Genomic DNA, 16757 nt, shown 5'->3' with positions numbered 1-16757 from the left:
GTTTTTTTTTTTTTTTTACTCCCCCGGGGGGCGGGGGGCGGGGGGGGGGGGGGGGGCGGGGGGTTGCGGGGGGGGCGGGCCCGCGCCTCCTTCCCCCCCCGCCCCCCCCCCACCGCCACCGCCCCGCGGGGCGGGTCGTCAGAACCTGACGGTCTTCAGGTACGAGGAGTCGCCGCGAATTCCGGCCAGGTAGAGGGTGTGCCCGCCCGGGGCGAGGGCGGTCGCGGAGACCCCGTCCAGGCCGAAGCCGGTGAGCGTCTCGCCGGGGAGGCCGGCGTTGGTCGCGGTGTCGTAGGCGAGCACCGAGGCGCGCGGGGTCCAGCCGTCCTTGAGCACGTGGATTCGGCCGCCGTCCGTGCCGACCGCCACGTAGTGGAGGTCGACCGGTCCGTCGGCGAAGGTGAAGACGGGCCGGGCCGTGTCGTTGACGGTGTCGACCGCGTAGCCGGTCCCGGCGTTGACCTGGGCGCCCAGGGCGTACACGTGCAGGCCGTCGGGGGAGGCGGCCAGCTCCTTGGTGGCGCCGATCCTCTCGACGGTGCGCAGCACGGTCGGGACGGGCGCGGTGGTGTCGAGGTGTTCCAGACCGGCGTCGGTGGAGACGTAGGCGCCGGCACCGCCCGGCTGCAGGGCGATGGCGTCGACCGCGTGGCCGCGCAGCGGCACGGTCGCGGTGAAGGCGCCCTGCTGGGTGCCGAACACCAGCACCCGGCCCGGCCGCACGCCCTGGCCGTGGAGCTGCGGACCGTACTGGTCGACGTAGACCTTGGATCCGTCGGGGCTGACCGCCAGGTCGGTCAGGCCGCCCGCCGACCAGCCGGCCGGCCTGGGCTGGTCCGGTGCGGGAGTGCGGGCCACCACGGTGTTGGCGGCCGGGTCGACGGCGACCAGGTGGTCCGACACCAGGACGTAGAGGCGCCGGCCGTCCTGGCTCACCACGGGCCGCCCGGCGGTGCCGTCGTCCGCCAGCGGCAGTTCGGCGACCACCGCGCCGGACCGGGTGTCGACCGTCCGCAGGACGACCGGGGTCCGGCTGCCGGCCCGGTCGGACGCCACGACGTAGGCCCTGTTCCCCTCCGGACCGACCGCCAGCCCCAGCGCCCGCCACCCGATGGCGGTACCGTCGTGGCCGCCGGGCGTACCCGGTACGGTGTCGGCGACGGCCGCCCCGGCGCCCGCGCCGGTCAGCAGGAGGACGGCCGAGGCCACCAGCGAGCCCGTCCAACGGGCCTTTGACACGCGCGAATTCATGATTCCCCACCCTGTGGTCTAGACATCATGTCGTGGTGCGAGGGTCAGGCTAGGGCACCGGGAGGGCGTTCCGGGGGCGGTTTCCGGCCCTCGTGCGGACGGGGGCGGGGCGTGGCCGGCCGGCCACGCGGGCATGGCTCGATCGCACCCGGTCGGTCCGGTGTCGGTGTCGGGGCCGAGGCCGGGGCCGGGGCCGGGGCCGAGGCCGACGGGGCCGCGGTCCGGAGGCGGGGCCCGGGGCGCCGGGAAGTTCCCGAACCGGCCATAGGTCAGCTCTATGACCTCATAGATCCACACCGACTACTGTCGGCACGTACCACCCGTGTTGGCTGGTCGTGGGGTCGCCCTCGCCCTCCTGCCCGCCCGTCCGTGTTCCCGTTCGGAGGATCGCCCCGCCATGTCCCGTCCGATCCGAGTCGCGATAGTCGGCGCCGGCCCCGCCGGAATCTACGCCGCTGACGCCCTGCTCAAGTCCGACGCCGCCCAGCAGCCCGGGGTCTCGGTCGACCTCTTCGAGCGGATGCCCGCGCCCTTCGGGCTGATCCGGTACGGCGTGGCGCCCGACCACCCGCGGATCAAGGGGATCGTCACGGCGCTCCACCAGGTGCTGAGCAAGCCGCAGATCCGGGTCTTCGGCAACGTCGACTACCCGGCCGACGTCACGCTCGACGACCTGCACCGCTTCTACGACGCGGTGGTCTTCTCCACCGGCGCGATGGCGGACCGGGCGCTCGACATCCCCGGTGTCGGACTCGAAGGCTCCTACGGGGCGGCCGACTTCGTCTCCTGGTACGACGGCCACCCGGACGTGCCGCGCACCTGGCCGCTGGAGGCCGAGAAGGTCGCCGTGCTCGGCGCGGGCAACGTCGCGCTGGACGTGGCCCGCATCCTCGCCAAGACCGCGGAAGAGCTGCTCCCCACCGAGATCCCGCCGAACGTCCACGAGGGCCTGCGCCGCAACAAGGCCCTGGAGGTGCACGTCTTCGCCCGGCGCGGACCCGCCCAGGCCAAGTTCAGCCCGATGGAGCTGCGCGAGCTCGACCACTCGCCGACCATCGAGGTGATCGTCGCCCCCGAGGACATCGACTACGACGAGGGCTCGATCGCCGAGCGGCGCGGCGCCAAGCACGTCGACATGGTCGCCTCGACCATCGAGAACTGGGCGATCCGCGACGTCGGCGACCGCCCGCACCGGATCTTCCTGCACTTCTTCGAGTCCCCGGTGGAGGTGCTCGGCGCCGACGGCAAGGTGATCGGGCTGCGCACCGAGCGCACCGAACTCGACGGCACCGGCAACGTGCGCGGCACCGGCCGGCACACCGACTGGGACGTCCGGGCGATCTACCGGGCGATCGGCTACTACTCGGACGAGCTGCCCAAGCTGCCGTTCGACCCGGTGTCCGGCACCGTCCCGAACGCGGCCGGCCGGGTGCTCGCGGCCGACGGCTCGCACCAGGCCGCCACGTACGTCACCGGCTGGATCAAGCGCGGCCCGGTCGGCCTCATCGGACACACCAAGGGCGACGCCAACGAGACGGTCGCCTGCCTGCTCGCCGACCGGGCCGAGGGCCGCCTCCCCGGCGCCGTCGAGCCCGAGCCCGACGCGGTCCTCGCGCACCTGCGCGAGCGGGGCGTCCGCTTCACCACCTGGGAGGGCTGGCAGCTGCTCGACGCACACGAGCGCGCGCTCGGTGCGGCGGAGGGGCGCGAGCGGGTCAAGGTCGTGGAGCGGGAGGACATGCTGCGCAGCAGCGGGGCGTAGCCGGGACGGCGTGCCCCCGGTCCGCGGGCCCGGCGACCGGTTCCGGTCGTCGGGCCCGATCCGTTCGCCGGGTCCGTTCGCAGGCCCCGGCCTCCGGATCCGGTCGTCAGGTCCTCGGGCCGCGTCCGCCCCGACGGGTGCCGGGGCGCCGGCGCGGGGGAGGCCGGTCGGCGCCGCCCGGTCAGCCCCGGAGGTGGTCCGGGTCCGGCAGGTCGTCCGGAGCGTCGGCGTCCGGCGCCGGCGGCGGGGAGAGCAGGACCGGCCAGGCGTCGTCGCCGGCGAGCACCTCGTCGAGGGTGCGGTCCGGTGCGGCCGTGAAGACGGCGGTTCCGGTGTCGGCGGCCCGCGCGTACAGCGCGGGGTCCACCGCCGTCTCGGCGCGCAGCACCAGCGTCGCCTCCGGGACGATCGGCGAGCGCGCCGGGAAGTCCGCCGGGTCGGCCCCGATCTGCTCCAGCGTGAACGGGTAGACGGCGACCTCGACGGCCAGCCGGTCCCCGTCGAGGGCGTGTTCCGCCCACCCGTCGGTCGGGAGCAGGAAGAGCGCGCCGTCCCCCTCGTGCCCGTACCAGCCCAGTTTCGCGACGGCCTGCTCGCCGGGCGGGCCTTCCGGGTCGACGAGCAGCGCCACCACGGGCGCGTCCGGGTCGTCGGGGTTGATGCCGGTACGGACATGCAGCCGGGCCACGGGTGACCTCCGATGAGCGGAACGGGCTGGGGAGCGGGGCGTGGAGCGGTGGAGTGCGAATCTACGGCCTGCCGGGACGGGCGCCGGCGCCGGGTGGGAGCGCGGCACTCTTTTGTCATGTTCGCGACTACGTTGCCGACTATAGCTTTCCCGGCCCGGGACCGGCAGGTGAACCCCGTACTCCGGATCGCCGGGGTGGCGGCCGGGCGGGTCGGGGGCGTCGACGGCGTCGCCGGTTCAGGGGGTGTGCGGCCGGGGGTGGACCGTGTCGAGGAGGAGGGCGAGGAGGCGGTCGGGGGTGGGGGTTCCGGCCGGGGCGGGCCGCGAGGCGGGGCGGGCGGTGGTGAGGGCGATGCCGAGAGCGAGCAGGAGGAGTTCGGGGGCCGAGAGGTCGGGGCGGGCGGTGCCGGACCGCTGGGCGTGGGTGAGGACGGCGGCTCCGGCGTTCCTGATGTCCTCGTGGCAGTTGGCGTTGAGGGTGTCGGGGGCTTCGAGGAAGAGCGCGCTGGCGAGGCCGTGGTAGGCGAGGTTGTGGGCGATGAAGGCGCGGAGCCATTCGGCGAGGGCCTCGTCGGCGGGCCGGGTCTCGATCAGGTGGTCGGCGTGGGCGCAGAGGCGTTCGATGCGTTCGTGCAGCACGGCGGCCAGCAGTGCGGACCGGGTGGGGAAGTGCCGGTAGAGGGTGCCCGGGCCGACGCCGGCCCGCCGGGCGATGTCGTTGAGCGAGGCGTCGGCGCCCGCCTCGGCGAAGGCCTCGTGGGCTGCGTCGAGGAGGCGTTCGCGGTTGCGTCGGGCGTCGGTGCGCTGGGTCGTGGGCATCGGCGGGTTCTGGTCTCCAAGGGGTGGGCGGTCGGCGGGTCGGGGGTCGGGGCCGGCGTCCCGGCCCTGGGTGGGTGGTCAAGCGGAGAGGTTCTCCGTATCGTAGGTCCGGGGGAAACGGAGAGGCTCTCCGGATGTGTCCCCGGTCGGGTCGTGCCCGTTCGGGCCCTCCCGTAGGCCCTGCGCCGGGACGGCGCGCTCGCGAGGAACCGAGGAGCCCTGATGACGCACGACACGGCCTGGGACGTCGCGGACACCCCCGACGCCCCCGACGCCCGCGCGGTCCCGGGCACCGGTGGCACGGGGGACCGCCGGGACGCTCGGATCCGCTGCGACCGCCGTGTCCGCCGTCGCTCCCCGGGCGGCACCGGGCGGTAGCTCCGGGGCGCACCGGGCGGGGCCGCCCGGGGCCGGGTCCTCGTGGGGGGCTCAGTCCTCCCCGCCCTGGCCGGGGAGCGTGACCGGCTGCCAGCGGTAGCCGGAGTCCTCGTGCCAGCAATGGAGTTCGCCCTCCACCACGGCGGCCAGGCAGAGCCGCCAGTCGTCGCCGACGGCCAGTGCGACCTGGGTGGCCGGGCGCAGCGTCGGCCGCCACCAGCGGGGGCGGCGGGAGCTGCCGACGGCCGGCAGGCGCAGCCGTACGCCGCCCTCGCCGGCCAGGGCGACGGTCGGGCCGCCGCGGTGTCCGGCCATCGCGACGTCGAGCGCCGGTTCGCCGTCGCCGATCTCGCTCGCCGCCCCGGCCGGGTCGGCGCCGTGCAGTTGGACCGAGCCGTCCCGGCGCAGTGCGGCGGCCTGCGGGCCGGCCGAGGAGCGGGCGAGCGCCCCGGCCCGCACCGGGCCGGGGCGGCCCAGCGGCTCGGGCCGTTCCTCCGCCCCCACCCGCCAGCGCAGCAGCCGTTCCCGGTGTTCGACGAGGAGCAGCCAGACGCCCGGCCGTTCCTCCATGGCGGCCAGGACGCGGTCGGCCGGGCAGCCGGCCAGCTCCTGGCCGGTCAGGGTGAGGCCGGGCGCCCAGCGGTACGAGCGCAGGGTGCCGCCGGAGGCCGTCCACACGGCCAGCTCGCCGGCCGAGTTGACCGCCCCGGCGAGCCCGCCGACACCGCGGGCGGCCTCCCACCAGCCCGCCGCGTTGCCGACCCAGAGGGTGCCGGTCTGGTCCTCGGCGAACACCACGAGTTCGGCCTGCGGCCCGGCCCAGCCGCAGACCAGGGTGCGGACGGCGCGCGGCCCGGGGCCGGGCGGGGGCCGGTGCCCGGCGAGGCCCGGGCCGGCGAACACCACCCCGTCGGCGCCGCCGGCGACCAGCAGCGGCCGGCCGGCCGCGTCCGGCAGGACGGCCAGGCAGGAGGTGCGCGGCATCGTCCGGTGGGCGCGCAGGAGTTCGCGTCCGCGCGCGGCCCACGGACCGAGCGGGGCGGGCCGGCGGTCCGGTTCGCGGGCGAGCGGTTCACAGGCCCACTGGGCGAGGTCCTCGCCGAACCCGGCGGCCAGCAGCTCGCTCCGGGCCTGGTCGGCGGCGAGCCGGTGGTCGAGCCGTCCGTGCTCGGGCAGCAGCAGGGTCCGGGCCAGGGTCCCGACGGCGAACAGGTCCTTGGCGGTGGTCGGGAACCCGCCGACCCGCTCGGCCTCCGGCGGGACGTGCCCGGGGGTGAACACTGCGACGGTGAGTGCGTGGTCGAGCGGCGCGAGGAAGGTGAGGTCGATGAGCTTGACCTGGCCCTCGCCGTCGACCAGGACGTTGGCGGGGGAGATGTCCCGGTGCACCCAGCGCTTGCGGTGCAACTCGTCGACGATCAGGCAGAGCCGGGCCAGCACCTCGGCCGCGGCGGGCAGTCCGCCGCGGTTGGTGCGGGCCCAGGTGTGCAGCGGCACGCCCTCGACCCAGGGCGAGATCTGGTAGCCGAGCAGTCCGCCGGTCGGCCGGCTGCCCGGCCGGTGCGGGGAGGGGCCGAGCAGGAAGCTGGGCACCACCAGGTCGTTGACGCCCAGTCGGTGGGCGTTGTGCGAGACGTCGTCCCAGCGTCCGAGCCAGCGACGCACCTCGGAGGGGTCGCGCTCCAGCATGATCTTCGCGGCGACCAGCTCCTTGAGGCCGCTGTGGCCGGTGCGGACGGCCCGCCAGACCTCGGCCTCGCCGCCCCGGTGGTGGAACTCCAGGAGTTCGTACTGCTCGGGGTCGAACTCCGGCCCGAACCGGAGCCCGGGAACCCAACGCGACTGTGACACTCGACCCCCGACCGACGACCGGCACCGACTCGCCGTCGGTCTTTCGCGGAACTCAGGATAGTGCTCTTTTCTGTTCGTCCGCCCTGAAGAGGGCCTATCCTGATGGCCACCGAGCAACATCATGAAGAGCCGTCAACTCGTGATCGACAGAAGGATGTTGATCATGAACTGGGCGGATTCCGGACTGCAGGGGGACAGTGCATGGCGCAGCTCGTGGTGCTGCTGCTGGTCGTGGCGGCACTGGCAGGCGCGGGCGGCACCGTCCTCGTCCGCCGCCGACAGGCCCATGACCCGGCGTCGGTGGCGACGGCGCTCAGCCGGGCCGCCGCCCAGCTCGCGGCCGGCAAGCCGCAGCGTGCCCGCCGCCGGTACGCCCGGCTGGCCAAGCGGCTGGCGGCGGCGCCCGAGGCGCTCCGGCCCCAGCGCGGCCTCGCCCTGCTCGGACAGGCCGAGGCGGCCACCGCGGCCGGGGACGCCGCGGCCACGTCCGCGCTGCACCGCGAGGCGTTCCCCCTGCTGTCCGACCCGGCCCGGCAGCTCCCCCGGTGGAGCCTGCGGCGGATGGCCGAGGAACGGATGCAGGCCCCGGACGGTGAACTCGGGCCGCTGCTCGCCTTCCTCCGGGCGATGGAACCGGCGGCGGCCGGGGCGGCCGTGCGCGGGACCGCAGACGGGACCGAGCCGGTCACCGAGCCGGTCGCCGGACCGGTCACCGGCCGGGGCGTCACGCAGAACGGTGTGCAGGGCGGCGTGCGGACCGGCGTGCCCGGCGCCGTTCCGGACACCGGGCGGGCGCTCGACCTGACGGCCGAGGCGGGCGCCGACGCCGCGACGGCCGCCCTGGCCCTGGACTGGCTGCAACGTCTCTGCCGGGAGGGCGCACCCGAGTGGCGGGAGACCGCGACCGCCCAGGCGATGGCCGCCCTCCCGAACCGGGAGTGGCCGGTGCTGGCCCGTGCCGCGCTGCTGCGCGCACTGGCCGACCGGGCGGCCGAGACCGAACCGCTGCTCGCCGCCGCCGCCCCCGGTGGCAGCGGCGAACTCTGGTTCCGCTGGGGCACCCAGCTCTACGCCCTGCACCAGGACACCCCGGCCGTGGCCGCCCTCGACGAGGCGCTGCGACGCGGTCCGGGCGAGACCTCCCCGTGGTCCCGGGGCACCGCCCTGCGGGCCGAGATCCTGCTCTTCCGCGGCCTCGCCCAGCAGCGCCTGGGCGACACCGGGGCGGCCTGGGCCGACCTCAACGCCGCCGCCACCGAGGCCCCCGCGGACCCGCGCCCCCGGTACGCGCTCGGGCGGCTCGCCCTGCTGCTCGGCGCCGACGACCGCGCCCAGGAACAGTTCACCGCCGCGCTGGCCGCCCGGCCCTCGTTCGCCCCCGCCCGGCTCGGACTCGCCCTGGTGCACGAACGCGCCGGGCACCCGGCCGAGGCCGCCGTCGACTACCAGGCGGCGCTCGCCCTCACGCCCGGCTGGCGCCCCGCGCGGGTCAGGCTCGGCGCGGCGCTGCTCGCGGCCGGACGGACGGCGGAGGCGGAACCGCTGCTGCGCGCCGAGTCCGGGACGGACTCCCGCTGGGGGCAGATCGCCGCCTTCCACCACGGCCTGGCCCTGGCCCGGACCGGCGACCCGGCCGGTGCGCTCGAACGCTGGGAGCCCCTGCGCGCGGCCGACCTGCTGGACCGGCTGGCGCTGCTGCGCGACCGGCTGGCCCGTGAGCGGCTCGCCACCGACCCGGTGGCGGCCCGCGAGCTGTGGCAGCGGGCCGCCGCGGACGACCCGGCCGCACCCGGCTACCCGGTGGCGCTGGCCGAGGCCGCGTTGCGCGAGGCCGCCCACCTGCTGGTCACCGGACGGGACCGGGCCGAGGACCGGGACCGGGCCGGCGCCGCGCTCGACCTGGCCGACTCGCTGCCGGTGGAGGCGCTCCCGGCGCCCCGGTCCGGCGGGGCCTCCCCCGAGGGGGCCTCCGTCGGCGGGGCGCCGCCGGCCGGACCGGCGACGCCCCGGACGGGCACGGTCGTGCTGGGGCCGCCCCCGGCGACGGGCCCGGCTCCGGGCTCCGGTCCGTCGGGACGGCCGGCCGAAGCGCCGCTGGTCCTCGGTCGGGTCCTGCCGCAGGCGGACCCGACCGGCGCGCCGGCCCCGGTCGGGGCGGCGGCGGGCGCCGGGCCCGCGACACCGGCGCCCGCGTTCACCCCCGCGCCCGGTGTCGCCCTGCTGCGGCGGAACCGGCTGCGGGCCGCGCTGGCCCTGGCCGAGGGCTCGGCCGAGCGGACGGGCGGCCTGCTGGAGGCCGCCGCCGCACCGCGCGACCGCTACCACCTGGCCGCCGTCGCCCTGCTGACGGGCCGCCCGGTCCAGACGATCGCCCTGCTCGCGCCGCTCGAACCCGACCCGGCCGGCGACCCGGGCGTCGCCCGGCTCCGGGCGCTGCTCGCCGAACGGGCCGGCAACTGGTCCGGGGCGCTGGAGTGGCACCGGCACTTCCTCTCGGCGCCGGCCGCCCCCGGCGCCCGGTCCGAGCCGGACACCCGGTCCGGCCCCGCCGTCCCCGCGGCCCGGTCCGCTGCCGTCTCCGGGACCGTACCCGGCCCCCGGTCCGCGTCCGCCACGGATCCCGACCCCGCGGGCCCGCCGTCCGGCACCTGCACCACCTGCGAAGCCCCCGCGACCGCGACCTGCGGCGGCTGCGGCCGGGAGGGCTGCGCCGCACACCTGCACCGGCCCGGCTCCGCCGCCTCGCCGCGGTGCGTCCACTGCGCGGCCCCCGCGCTGCGCGCGGTGCTGGACTGCGCCCGCCGGGCCGGACTCCCCGAACAGGCCGAGGACGTGCTCGCGGACTGGGCCGAGGCGCTCGGCGACAGCCCCGCCGCCGCACCCGTCCGGTTCGACCTCGCGTTGCTGCGCGCCGAACTCGGGCTGCTGGACGCCGCCCTGGCCCAGCTCCCGGACACGGCCGGCCGGGAGCGCGCGGCCGTGCTGATCCGCCGGGCGGCGGCCGCGCTGGAGGCGGGGGAGGCGGGCCGGGCCGCCGCGGACCTGCGCCGGGCGCTGGAGCCGGTACCGGACCACCCGCAGGCCGCCGCCGCCCTCGGCCTGCTGGCCGAGCACGAGGCCCGGCAGCACGCGGTGGACGGCCGGCACCGGGAGGCCTGGGAGGGCTACCGGGCGCTGCTGCTCAAGGATCCCGCCCACCCCCGGCTGCTCCACGCGCTGGGCCTGGCCGGTTACCGGCTCGCCGCGCCCGGCGCCGTGTCCGCGTCGGTGTCCGCGTCCGGGGCCGGGTCCACCACCGAGGGGGCGGGGAGCGCGGCCCCCGGCGGCGCCGCCCCGCTCGCCGACGAGCAGCTCTGGGCCTGGACCGTCGGCTGCCTGACCGCGGCCCTGCACCTGCCCGACCTCTGGGCGGAGGTCGCCCGGGTCACCGGCCGCCCGGCCGAGGAGCAGCGCGTCGCCGCCGCCCGGACCGCGCTCCTCGACCGGCTCCGTACGGACCTGCGCGAGCTGGACGTGACCCGCGGCCGAAGCGGCGACGAGCTGGACGCCTGGACCGTGCGCCTCGGTATGGAGACGCACTGCGCCGCCGCCTTCGCGGGGGAGGACGCGCGGATCACCCTGCCGGACCGCCCGCTCCGGCGCCTCGTGATCGGCCCCCTGCTCCACCGGGAACTCTGCGACGAGCCCGGGATCCCCTTGTGGGAGCGGCAGTTCAACCGTGCGGTGCGGGCCTGGCGGGGTGAGGAGAACCACCCGCTCGGCCAGTCGCTCGGCCTGTTCGACGAGCTCGGCCCGCAGCGCTACCTGCTGCTCCAGGGACGCCAGTCCGCCGCCGTCAGCGCCCTGGACGCGATAGCCGGCGGCGATCGCGGCGAAGCCTGGCGCGACCTGCTGACCGAGGCACTGGTCGGCCAGGCCCGGGAGCACCACCGGCACCAGGAGTGGCGCGAGGCGCTGGACTGCCTGGCCCGGGTCCGGACCGTCCCGGGCGTCGAACTCCCCTCGGACGTCGCCGACATCGCCGCCGAGTCCGGCGTGCGCGCGGCCCGCGCCCTGCTCAAGGCCAGCGACGACGACCAGGAAGGGGCGGCGAAGCTGCTGGAACAGGCGCTGGAGCTGGCTCCGGACCACCCCGAGGTGCGCGGCGACCTCGGCGCGACCTACGCCCAGTGGGCCCGCAAGATCAACAACGAGAACAAGGACTACTTCCGCGCCCTGGCGCTGCTCCGCAAGGGCATGGCCCTCGCCCCCGAGGACCCGACGGCCCGGCACTTCCTGGAGGCCGTGCTCGGCAACCGGGCCGGCGCCCTGACCGAGGCCGACGCCCCGGAGGCCGACCTGCTGGAGGCGGCCGAGCTCTGGAAGGAGCTGCACGCGCTCAACCCGGACGCCGACCACCTGCTCGGCTACGTCTTCGTGATGCGCCACCTGGCCCGTCACGCCGCGATGGCCGACAAGGCCGCCCTCGCCGTCAGCCGGATGACCGCGGCCCTGGAGGCCGATCCGGAGTGGACGGGTGAGACCGGGCACGAGTCGCGCCGCAGGGTCTCGGTGATGCTGGCCAACCACATGCTCGACGACATGACCGGCCGCCCGTTCTCCGAGCGCGCCGCGATCCTCCGCAAGGCGCGGTCGTTCGACGACTCCGTCGACATCCGCCAGCTGATGGTCGGGGTCTGGCGCAGCGAGGCGGCCGACCTGTTCGAGGCCACGCGCTACCTGGAGTCCACCAGACTGCTGGAGCAGGCGCTGGAGTTCTCCCCCTCGCAGGAGGAGACGGCCAAGCTCCACCGGGAGCTCGGCGTCGTGTACGGCAGCTACGCCGTCGCCCGGGCCAACCTGCGGGAGTTCCGGCAGGCCCGGGAGCTGGTCAAGACGGCCGTCCAGTACTGCCCCGACGACCGGGAGCTGAAGAAGCTCCAGAAGAAGATCAGCTCGCTCTACTGAGGCCACCACCCCGCCGTCCGGTGGCCGGGGCCGCCCGGTCACCCGGGGCCCCGGCCGCCGGGGCGACCGGTCGGCGCGGCCCGGCCGTCAGACGCGGCCCGGCCGTCCGCCCGGAGGAGAGAAGGAGAGACGACCCTCGCCATGCCACTGCACGAACCGTCACCGTACGAGGTCCTGGGCGTCCCGCTCTCGGCCGGCGTGCGCGAGATCAACCTCGCCGTAGGGCCCGCCATGCGGGCCGGCCGCTTCAGCCGTCAGCAGATCCAGGAGGCCGCGGCGCAGCTCCGCAACCCGGACCGGCGGCTGGAACTCGACCTCCAACAACCGCTGCCGCCCGAGCCGGTGGACCAGGCGGCCGGCCTGCTGGCACCCGCGCTGAACGAACCCCTGCTGGTGATCGACCGGCCGCCGCTGCCGCCCGTCTCCTCGCTGCTCGTGCTGCACGGGGCCGAGCTGGCCGCGGACTTCGCCGAGCCCGCCCCGGCCGGGGTCGACCCCGAGCCCGCCGTCCCCGCCCGCTTCGCCGCCGACCTGTCGGTGCTGCCGCAGATCGAGATCCCGGAGTGAACCACGTGACGACGCCCGAGCCGCGCAAGCCGCTGGAGGTCCCGCAGCGGGCCCTGGAGGTCGACCTGCCCCAGGCCTTCGGCCAACTGCTCTTCCGGGCCTCGATGCTGCAGCGCCGCCGGGCCGAGGAGGCCCAGGCGGCCAAGGCCGCCCAGCGGGAGCTGATCGCAGCCCTGGTCGAGGTGGACGACGCGCTGGCGTCGCTGGGGCTGGACCGTGAACTGGTGCTCCTGGGCCGGGGCGGCGGCATCGAGGCCACCCGCCGCCGGCTGCTGGGCAAGCTCGCCAAGGCCGGGGTGCGGCCGATGCGGCTGGACGGGCTCGCGGCGGACCCGGCGCTGACCGAGATCGTGGGCAGCGAGCCGAGGCGCGGTGTGGAGCCGGAGACGGTGGTGGAGACCGTCGTCACCGGCTTCTTCTGGGGGGACGAGGTGCTGCGCCGGGCCCAGGTCGTGGTGGCCGCGCACGTGCCCGCGCCGGCGGAGCACGTGCCGTGGGAGCCGGGGCCGGGCTCCGGGCAGGGGCCCGCGGCCGGTACCGGGGCCGGTACCGGCGTCGATGCGGACGACGACACCGTGTACGTGCCGCAGCCTGCCGCCGGGACCGCCGGCGCCGACCCGCTCGCCGACCCGCTCGCCGACCCGCGCGTCGCCGGACCCGCCGGACCCGCCGCCGCAACCGGCGCCGCCGCGGTCGAACCGCCGGCCGCCGAACGGACGTCTCCCGAACCGCCGGCCGCCCCCGAGCAGGCGAGGCGGACCAGGACCGGGAGCACCAGAGGCGGTCCGGCGGCCAACCGGCGCAAGCGGAAGAAGCGTTAGGAACACGAGGGGCAAGAGGGGAACGACATGTACCGCACACTCGGTATCGACTTGGGCACCACCAACTCCGTGGTGGCCCACCTGCGCCGCGGCGAGCCGGAGATCGTCTTCAACCGGCAGAACCAGGAGGCCACACCCTCCGTCGTCGGCCGCGGCCGCAAGGGGGAACTGCTGGTCGGTTCCACCGCCCGCAGCCGCCTCGCCCTCGACGGCGAGAACGTGATCCGTTCGGTCAAGCGCTTCATGGGGCGGAAGTTCAAGGACCCCCAGGTCCAGGCCGCCCTCGGCGAGCTGGACTACCGGGTCACCGCGGGCGCCGACGGCGACGTCAACGTCTGGTTCGACGGCCGTTCCTACACCCCGATCGAGATCTCCGCGATCATCCTGCACCGGCTCAAGGAGGACGCCGAGCAGCGGTTCGGCGAGCCCTTCCACCGGGCCGTCATCACCGTCCCCGCCTACTTCGGCGAGCGCCAGGTCGCGGCCACCCAGGAGGCGGGCCGGATGGCCGGCCTGCACGTGCTGCGGGTCATCAACGAACCCACGGCCGCCGCCCTCGCCTACGGGATCACGGCCGAGGCCGGGGTCGACGGCCGGACCGTCCTCGTCTACGACCTCGGCGGCGGCACCTTCGACATCTCGATCCTGCTGCTGGTGCCCGGCTCGGTGTCGGTCCTCGGCATCGAGGGCGACAACCTGCTCGGCGGCGACGACTTCGACCGCGCCATCACCACCGCGCTGCTGGAGGACATCAGGGCCGAGTACGGCTCCGACTACCAGCCCGACCTGCGGGACCGGCCCAAGATCGCGTCCACGGCGGAGACCGTCAAGATCGAACTGTCCCACCAGGAGGCCTCGGAGGTCATCCTGCCGGGCCTCGGCGCCGGTCAGCTGGTGCTGGAGACGGAGTTCGAACGGGCCCGCTTCGAGGAGCTGATCGAGGCCCAGATCGAGCGCACCATCGAACTGACCCACAAGGCCATCATGCAGGCCAACCTCACCGTCGGGGACATCGACGAGGTGCTGCTGGTCGGCGGCTCCACCTCGATCCCGCTGGTGGCGCGCCGGCTGGGCGAGGTGTTCGGGCCCCGGCGGGTCCGCCGCGGCGTCAACCCGATGCAGTGCGTGGCGCTCGGCGCGGCCGTCCAGTCCGCGCTGGTCGGCGAGGTGGAGTGCCCGGAGTGCCGGGCCCCCGCGGACCTGGCCGCCTCGGCCTGCTCCAACTGCGCGACCTCGCTGCTGGGCGGCGACCGGATCTCCTGCCCCGGCTGCCACGTCCCGGTGGACACCGCGGCCTCCGAGTGCCCCAAGTGCGGTCAGGAAATGGCGGGTTCGGCCGGCGGTGCGGCCCCGCAGCCGTCCCGGGCCGCCACCGTCGTCCGGAGCGACAACTGCCCCCGCTGCGGCACCCCGGCGGCCCCCGGCGTCACCTCCTGCGAACTCTGCGGGGAGGCGCTGAACTCCGCCGCCCCGGGGAACACCCGGGTGGGCCCGTCCGCCGCCGAGGACATGGGCCTGCGCTGCGCATCCTGCGGCATCGTCAACCCGCCCGGCGTCGAGGTGTGTACGGGCTGCGGCGAGCTGATGCAGGTCACCAACCCCTTCGACATCACCCCGAAGAACCTCGGCATCGAGCTCAACGACGGCCGTCTCGCCGTCATCATCCCCAAGAACACCAGCTACCCAACGAGTTCGCCGGTCAGCCGGCAGTTCGTGGTCTCCGGCAGCGGGCGCCAGCGGCTGGAGGTCGCCGTCTACGAGGGCGAGCACGAGACCGCCCAGCGGAACGAGCTGATCGGGCACCTGACCCTGCGCCTGCCGGCCGGACTCGGTGGCCGTACCCCGATCGACGTCTCCTTCGGCCTCGACCGGGACCGCACCATCACCCTCTCGGTACGCATCCAGGGCGGCGGCGAGAAGACGGTCAAGCTGGAACGCGTCACCCTCGACCCGGAGTTGAAGGTCCAGGTGGAGGAGCAGCAGCGGCAGATCGAGAGCTTCACCGACCGCTGGGGCACCGAGCTCACCGAGGCCGAGATGCGCGACGCGCAGCGGCTGATGGACACCCTCGACGACCTGGCCGCCGGCCAGAGTCGTGGCCAGTCGGTGGACGAGGCCCTGGAGCGGGCCCAGCGCCAGCTCAAGGCCCAGCGCTGGGTGCGCGGTTCGGAGGCGTACCTGAGCCTGTTCCTGCACTACTGCGAGAAGCACCTCGATCCGAGCGACCTGGACCGGCTCCGTTCGGTGGCCGCGGAGCTGCGGCTGCGCCGGGAGGCGGCCGACTGGGAGGGCGCGATGGCCGCCGCCGCCCGCGCGGACGAGCTGTGCGACTCGCTCGGGCACACCTTCCGGATGCTCACCATGTGCAACGTCTACGTCAACCAGAACCTGGTCTCGCCGGCCCTGGCCCAGCGGATCATGGCGGAGCTGCGCGGCCTGGACTCGGCGGTCGAGTCGGCCAACATGGAGGCGGCGAACCGGCACACCTCGGCCCTGCTGCAGCTGTACGCGGAGGCGCAGCGCGAGATGGGCAGCGAGCCGACGGCCGAGTCGCTCGGCCCGGTCCGCCCGGAGGAGGCGGGGCCGCGATGAGCGAGGCATCCGTGGACGGGGGGCGTGCGGGCGAGGCATCCGTGGACGGGGAGCGTGCGGGCGGGGCGCCGGTGAGTGACGCGTGGCCGGGTGAGGCCCCGCCCGGCGACGGGCCGGCGGACACGGTCGCGCCGATCGAGGTGCCCTGCCCGCAGTGCGCCGTCCCCGCCGATCCGGAGACCCTGCGCTGCCCCTCCTGCCGGGAGGACCTGGCGGCCCTGGTGAGGCTGCGCTACGCCGGGCGGATCGACTACAACGAGGCGCTGGAGCTGGCCCGGTCCGGCGACGGCCCCTCCGCGCTGGTGCTGCTGCGGCGGGCGCTGGCGGTGGAGCCGGACCTGCACCCGGCCCGCGAGTTGTTCACGGCCGTCTCGGCCCGGCTCGCGGCGGCCCGCCGTCCGGCGGACTGACGCTCCGGCAGCCCGCTTCCGAGTCCGTCCGGCCCGTGGCCCACCCCCTCGCGGAGGGGGTGGGCCACGGGTTTTTCGGCCGCCGTCCCGGTCCTGTTGCGGGTTCGCGGGAATTCGGGAATCAATTCCGAGTGGCGCCGGGGCGTTGTTTTCCGTGTTTCGTGAATTCCCTTTCGGGGCGACCGCACGTGTGGTTAACCTGCTTGCAGGTCGAGTTTCTCGCAACGAATTCGGCGTTGCGCATGACAGAAACCGTTCGAGGGGGTTCCGTGACCGCGAATATCTCCGTCCCGTCGTCGATCATCAAGCGACTGCTCAACACCGGCGTGGGCGAGGCCGTGTCCGCCTACTGCGACAACAAGGCCTGCCGGCAGGTGACCGACCAGGTCAGGATCAGCAACGCCAGGGCCTTCGGGGCCAAGCCCGGCACCTTCAGCGAGGTCGTCAACCGGATCGGCGCCGACTGGAATCCCATTTTCAACCTCATCGCCGGCCAGCCGACGATCTGCCGGAAGTGCGGTTCGGTCAACTGGGACTGACCCGTGAAAAGAACCCGCGGCGGTCCGCCCCTCCGGGACCGGAGGAGGGGCGGACCGCCGCGGCGGGGGGGGGGGGGGGGGCGCGTCCCCCGCGCGGTGGGACCGGGGGTGGCGCCCCCCGGGCCGGCGGGT

Annotated in this window: 12 protein-coding genes; 8 read left to right on the top strand and 4 right to left on the bottom strand. The window is 75.7% G+C overall.

The features are described from left to right. Nucleotides 1-138: 138 nt before the first annotated feature. Entirely contained in the window at nt 139-1239 is a 1101-nt protein-coding gene (locus tag ACFWIC_RS02930) for a YncE family protein (protein ID WP_380363004.1), read from the bottom strand. A gap of 409 nt (nt 1240-1648) precedes the next feature. Here ACFWIC_RS02930 and ACFWIC_RS02925 point away from each other — a divergent pair, with 409 nt between their 5' ends. After that, on the top strand, nt 1649-3013 hold the full coding sequence (locus ACFWIC_RS02925) for an FAD-dependent oxidoreductase (protein ID WP_380363002.1): 1365 nt from the start codon (nt 1649-1651) through the stop codon (nt 3011-3013). A 181-nt stretch (nt 3014-3194) separates the two neighbouring features. On the opposite strand, the gene ACFWIC_RS02920 is transcribed toward ACFWIC_RS02925, so the two are convergent. After that, entirely contained in the window at nt 3195-3701 is a 507-nt protein-coding gene (locus tag ACFWIC_RS02920) for a hypothetical protein (RefSeq protein ID WP_329877340.1), read from the bottom strand. A gap of 237 nt (nt 3702-3938) precedes the next feature. Further along, nucleotides 3939-4520: a helix-turn-helix domain-containing protein gene (locus tag ACFWIC_RS02915; RefSeq protein ID WP_329947962.1), complete on the bottom strand. Its 582-nt coding sequence runs from the start codon at nt 4518-4520 to the stop codon at nt 3939-3941. Nucleotides 4521-4742: 222 nt separating this feature from the next. Here ACFWIC_RS02915 and ACFWIC_RS02910 point away from each other — a divergent pair, with 222 nt between their 5' ends. Continuing rightward, on the top strand, nt 4743-4898 hold the full coding sequence (locus tag ACFWIC_RS02910; protein WP_380362998.1) for a hypothetical protein: 156 nt from the start codon (nt 4743-4745) through the stop codon (nt 4896-4898). 51 nt (nt 4899-4949) lie between these two features. Here ACFWIC_RS02910 and ACFWIC_RS02905 read toward each other — a convergent pair whose 3' ends face one another. Beyond that, nucleotides 4950-6749 carry a hypothetical protein gene (locus tag ACFWIC_RS02905; protein ID WP_329877346.1) on the bottom strand — a complete coding sequence of 600 codons (1800 nt, stop codon included), beginning with the start codon at nt 6747-6749 and terminating at the stop codon, nt 4950-4952. A 201-nt stretch (nt 6750-6950) separates the two neighbouring features. On the opposite strand from ACFWIC_RS02905, the gene ACFWIC_RS02900 reads away from it, so the two are divergent. The 6 genes from ACFWIC_RS02900 (at nt 6951) to ACFWIC_RS02875 (ending at nt 16625) form a co-directional block, all read left to right on the top strand. Continuing rightward, nucleotides 6951-11696 carry a hypothetical protein gene (locus tag ACFWIC_RS02900; protein WP_380515280.1) on the top strand — a complete coding sequence of 1582 codons (4746 nt, stop codon included), beginning with the start codon at nt 6951-6953 and terminating at the stop codon, nt 11694-11696. A 141-nt stretch (nt 11697-11837) separates the two neighbouring features. Continuing rightward, the gene (locus ACFWIC_RS02895; protein WP_329877350.1) at nt 11838-12263 is read left to right on the top strand and encodes a hypothetical protein; all 426 of its coding nucleotides are present in this window, start codon (nt 11838-11840) and stop codon (nt 12261-12263) included. A 5-nt stretch (nt 12264-12268) separates the two neighbouring features. Next, nucleotides 12269-13084 (top strand): nucleotide exchange factor GrpE, encoded by an 816-nt coding sequence (locus ACFWIC_RS02890; RefSeq protein ID WP_380515277.1) that lies wholly within the window; start codon nt 12269-12271, stop codon nt 13082-13084. A 27-nt stretch (nt 13085-13111) separates the two neighbouring features. After that, nucleotides 13112-15676: an Hsp70 family protein gene (locus ACFWIC_RS02885; protein WP_329947967.1), complete on the top strand. Its 2565-nt coding sequence runs from the start codon at nt 13112-13114 to the stop codon at nt 15674-15676. Further along, nucleotides 15673-16086 (top strand): hypothetical protein, encoded by a 414-nt coding sequence (locus tag ACFWIC_RS02880; RefSeq protein ID WP_380363953.1) that lies wholly within the window; start codon nt 15673-15675, stop codon nt 16084-16086. Before ACFWIC_RS02885 ends, ACFWIC_RS02880 begins: the two co-directional genes overlap by 4 nt. A 269-nt stretch (nt 16087-16355) precedes the next feature. Beyond that, on the top strand, nt 16356-16625 hold the full coding sequence (locus ACFWIC_RS02875) for a hypothetical protein (protein ID WP_329877358.1): 270 nt from the start codon (nt 16356-16358) through the stop codon (nt 16623-16625). Nucleotides 16626-16757: the final 132 nt, after the last annotated feature.

The sequence above is a fragment of the Kitasatospora sp. NPDC127035 genome, from assembly GCF_042726075.1.
Classification (GTDB): domain Bacteria; phylum Actinomycetota; class Actinomycetes; order Streptomycetales; family Streptomycetaceae; genus Kitasatospora.
This window is presented reverse-complemented; position numbering and strand designations above follow the sequence as displayed.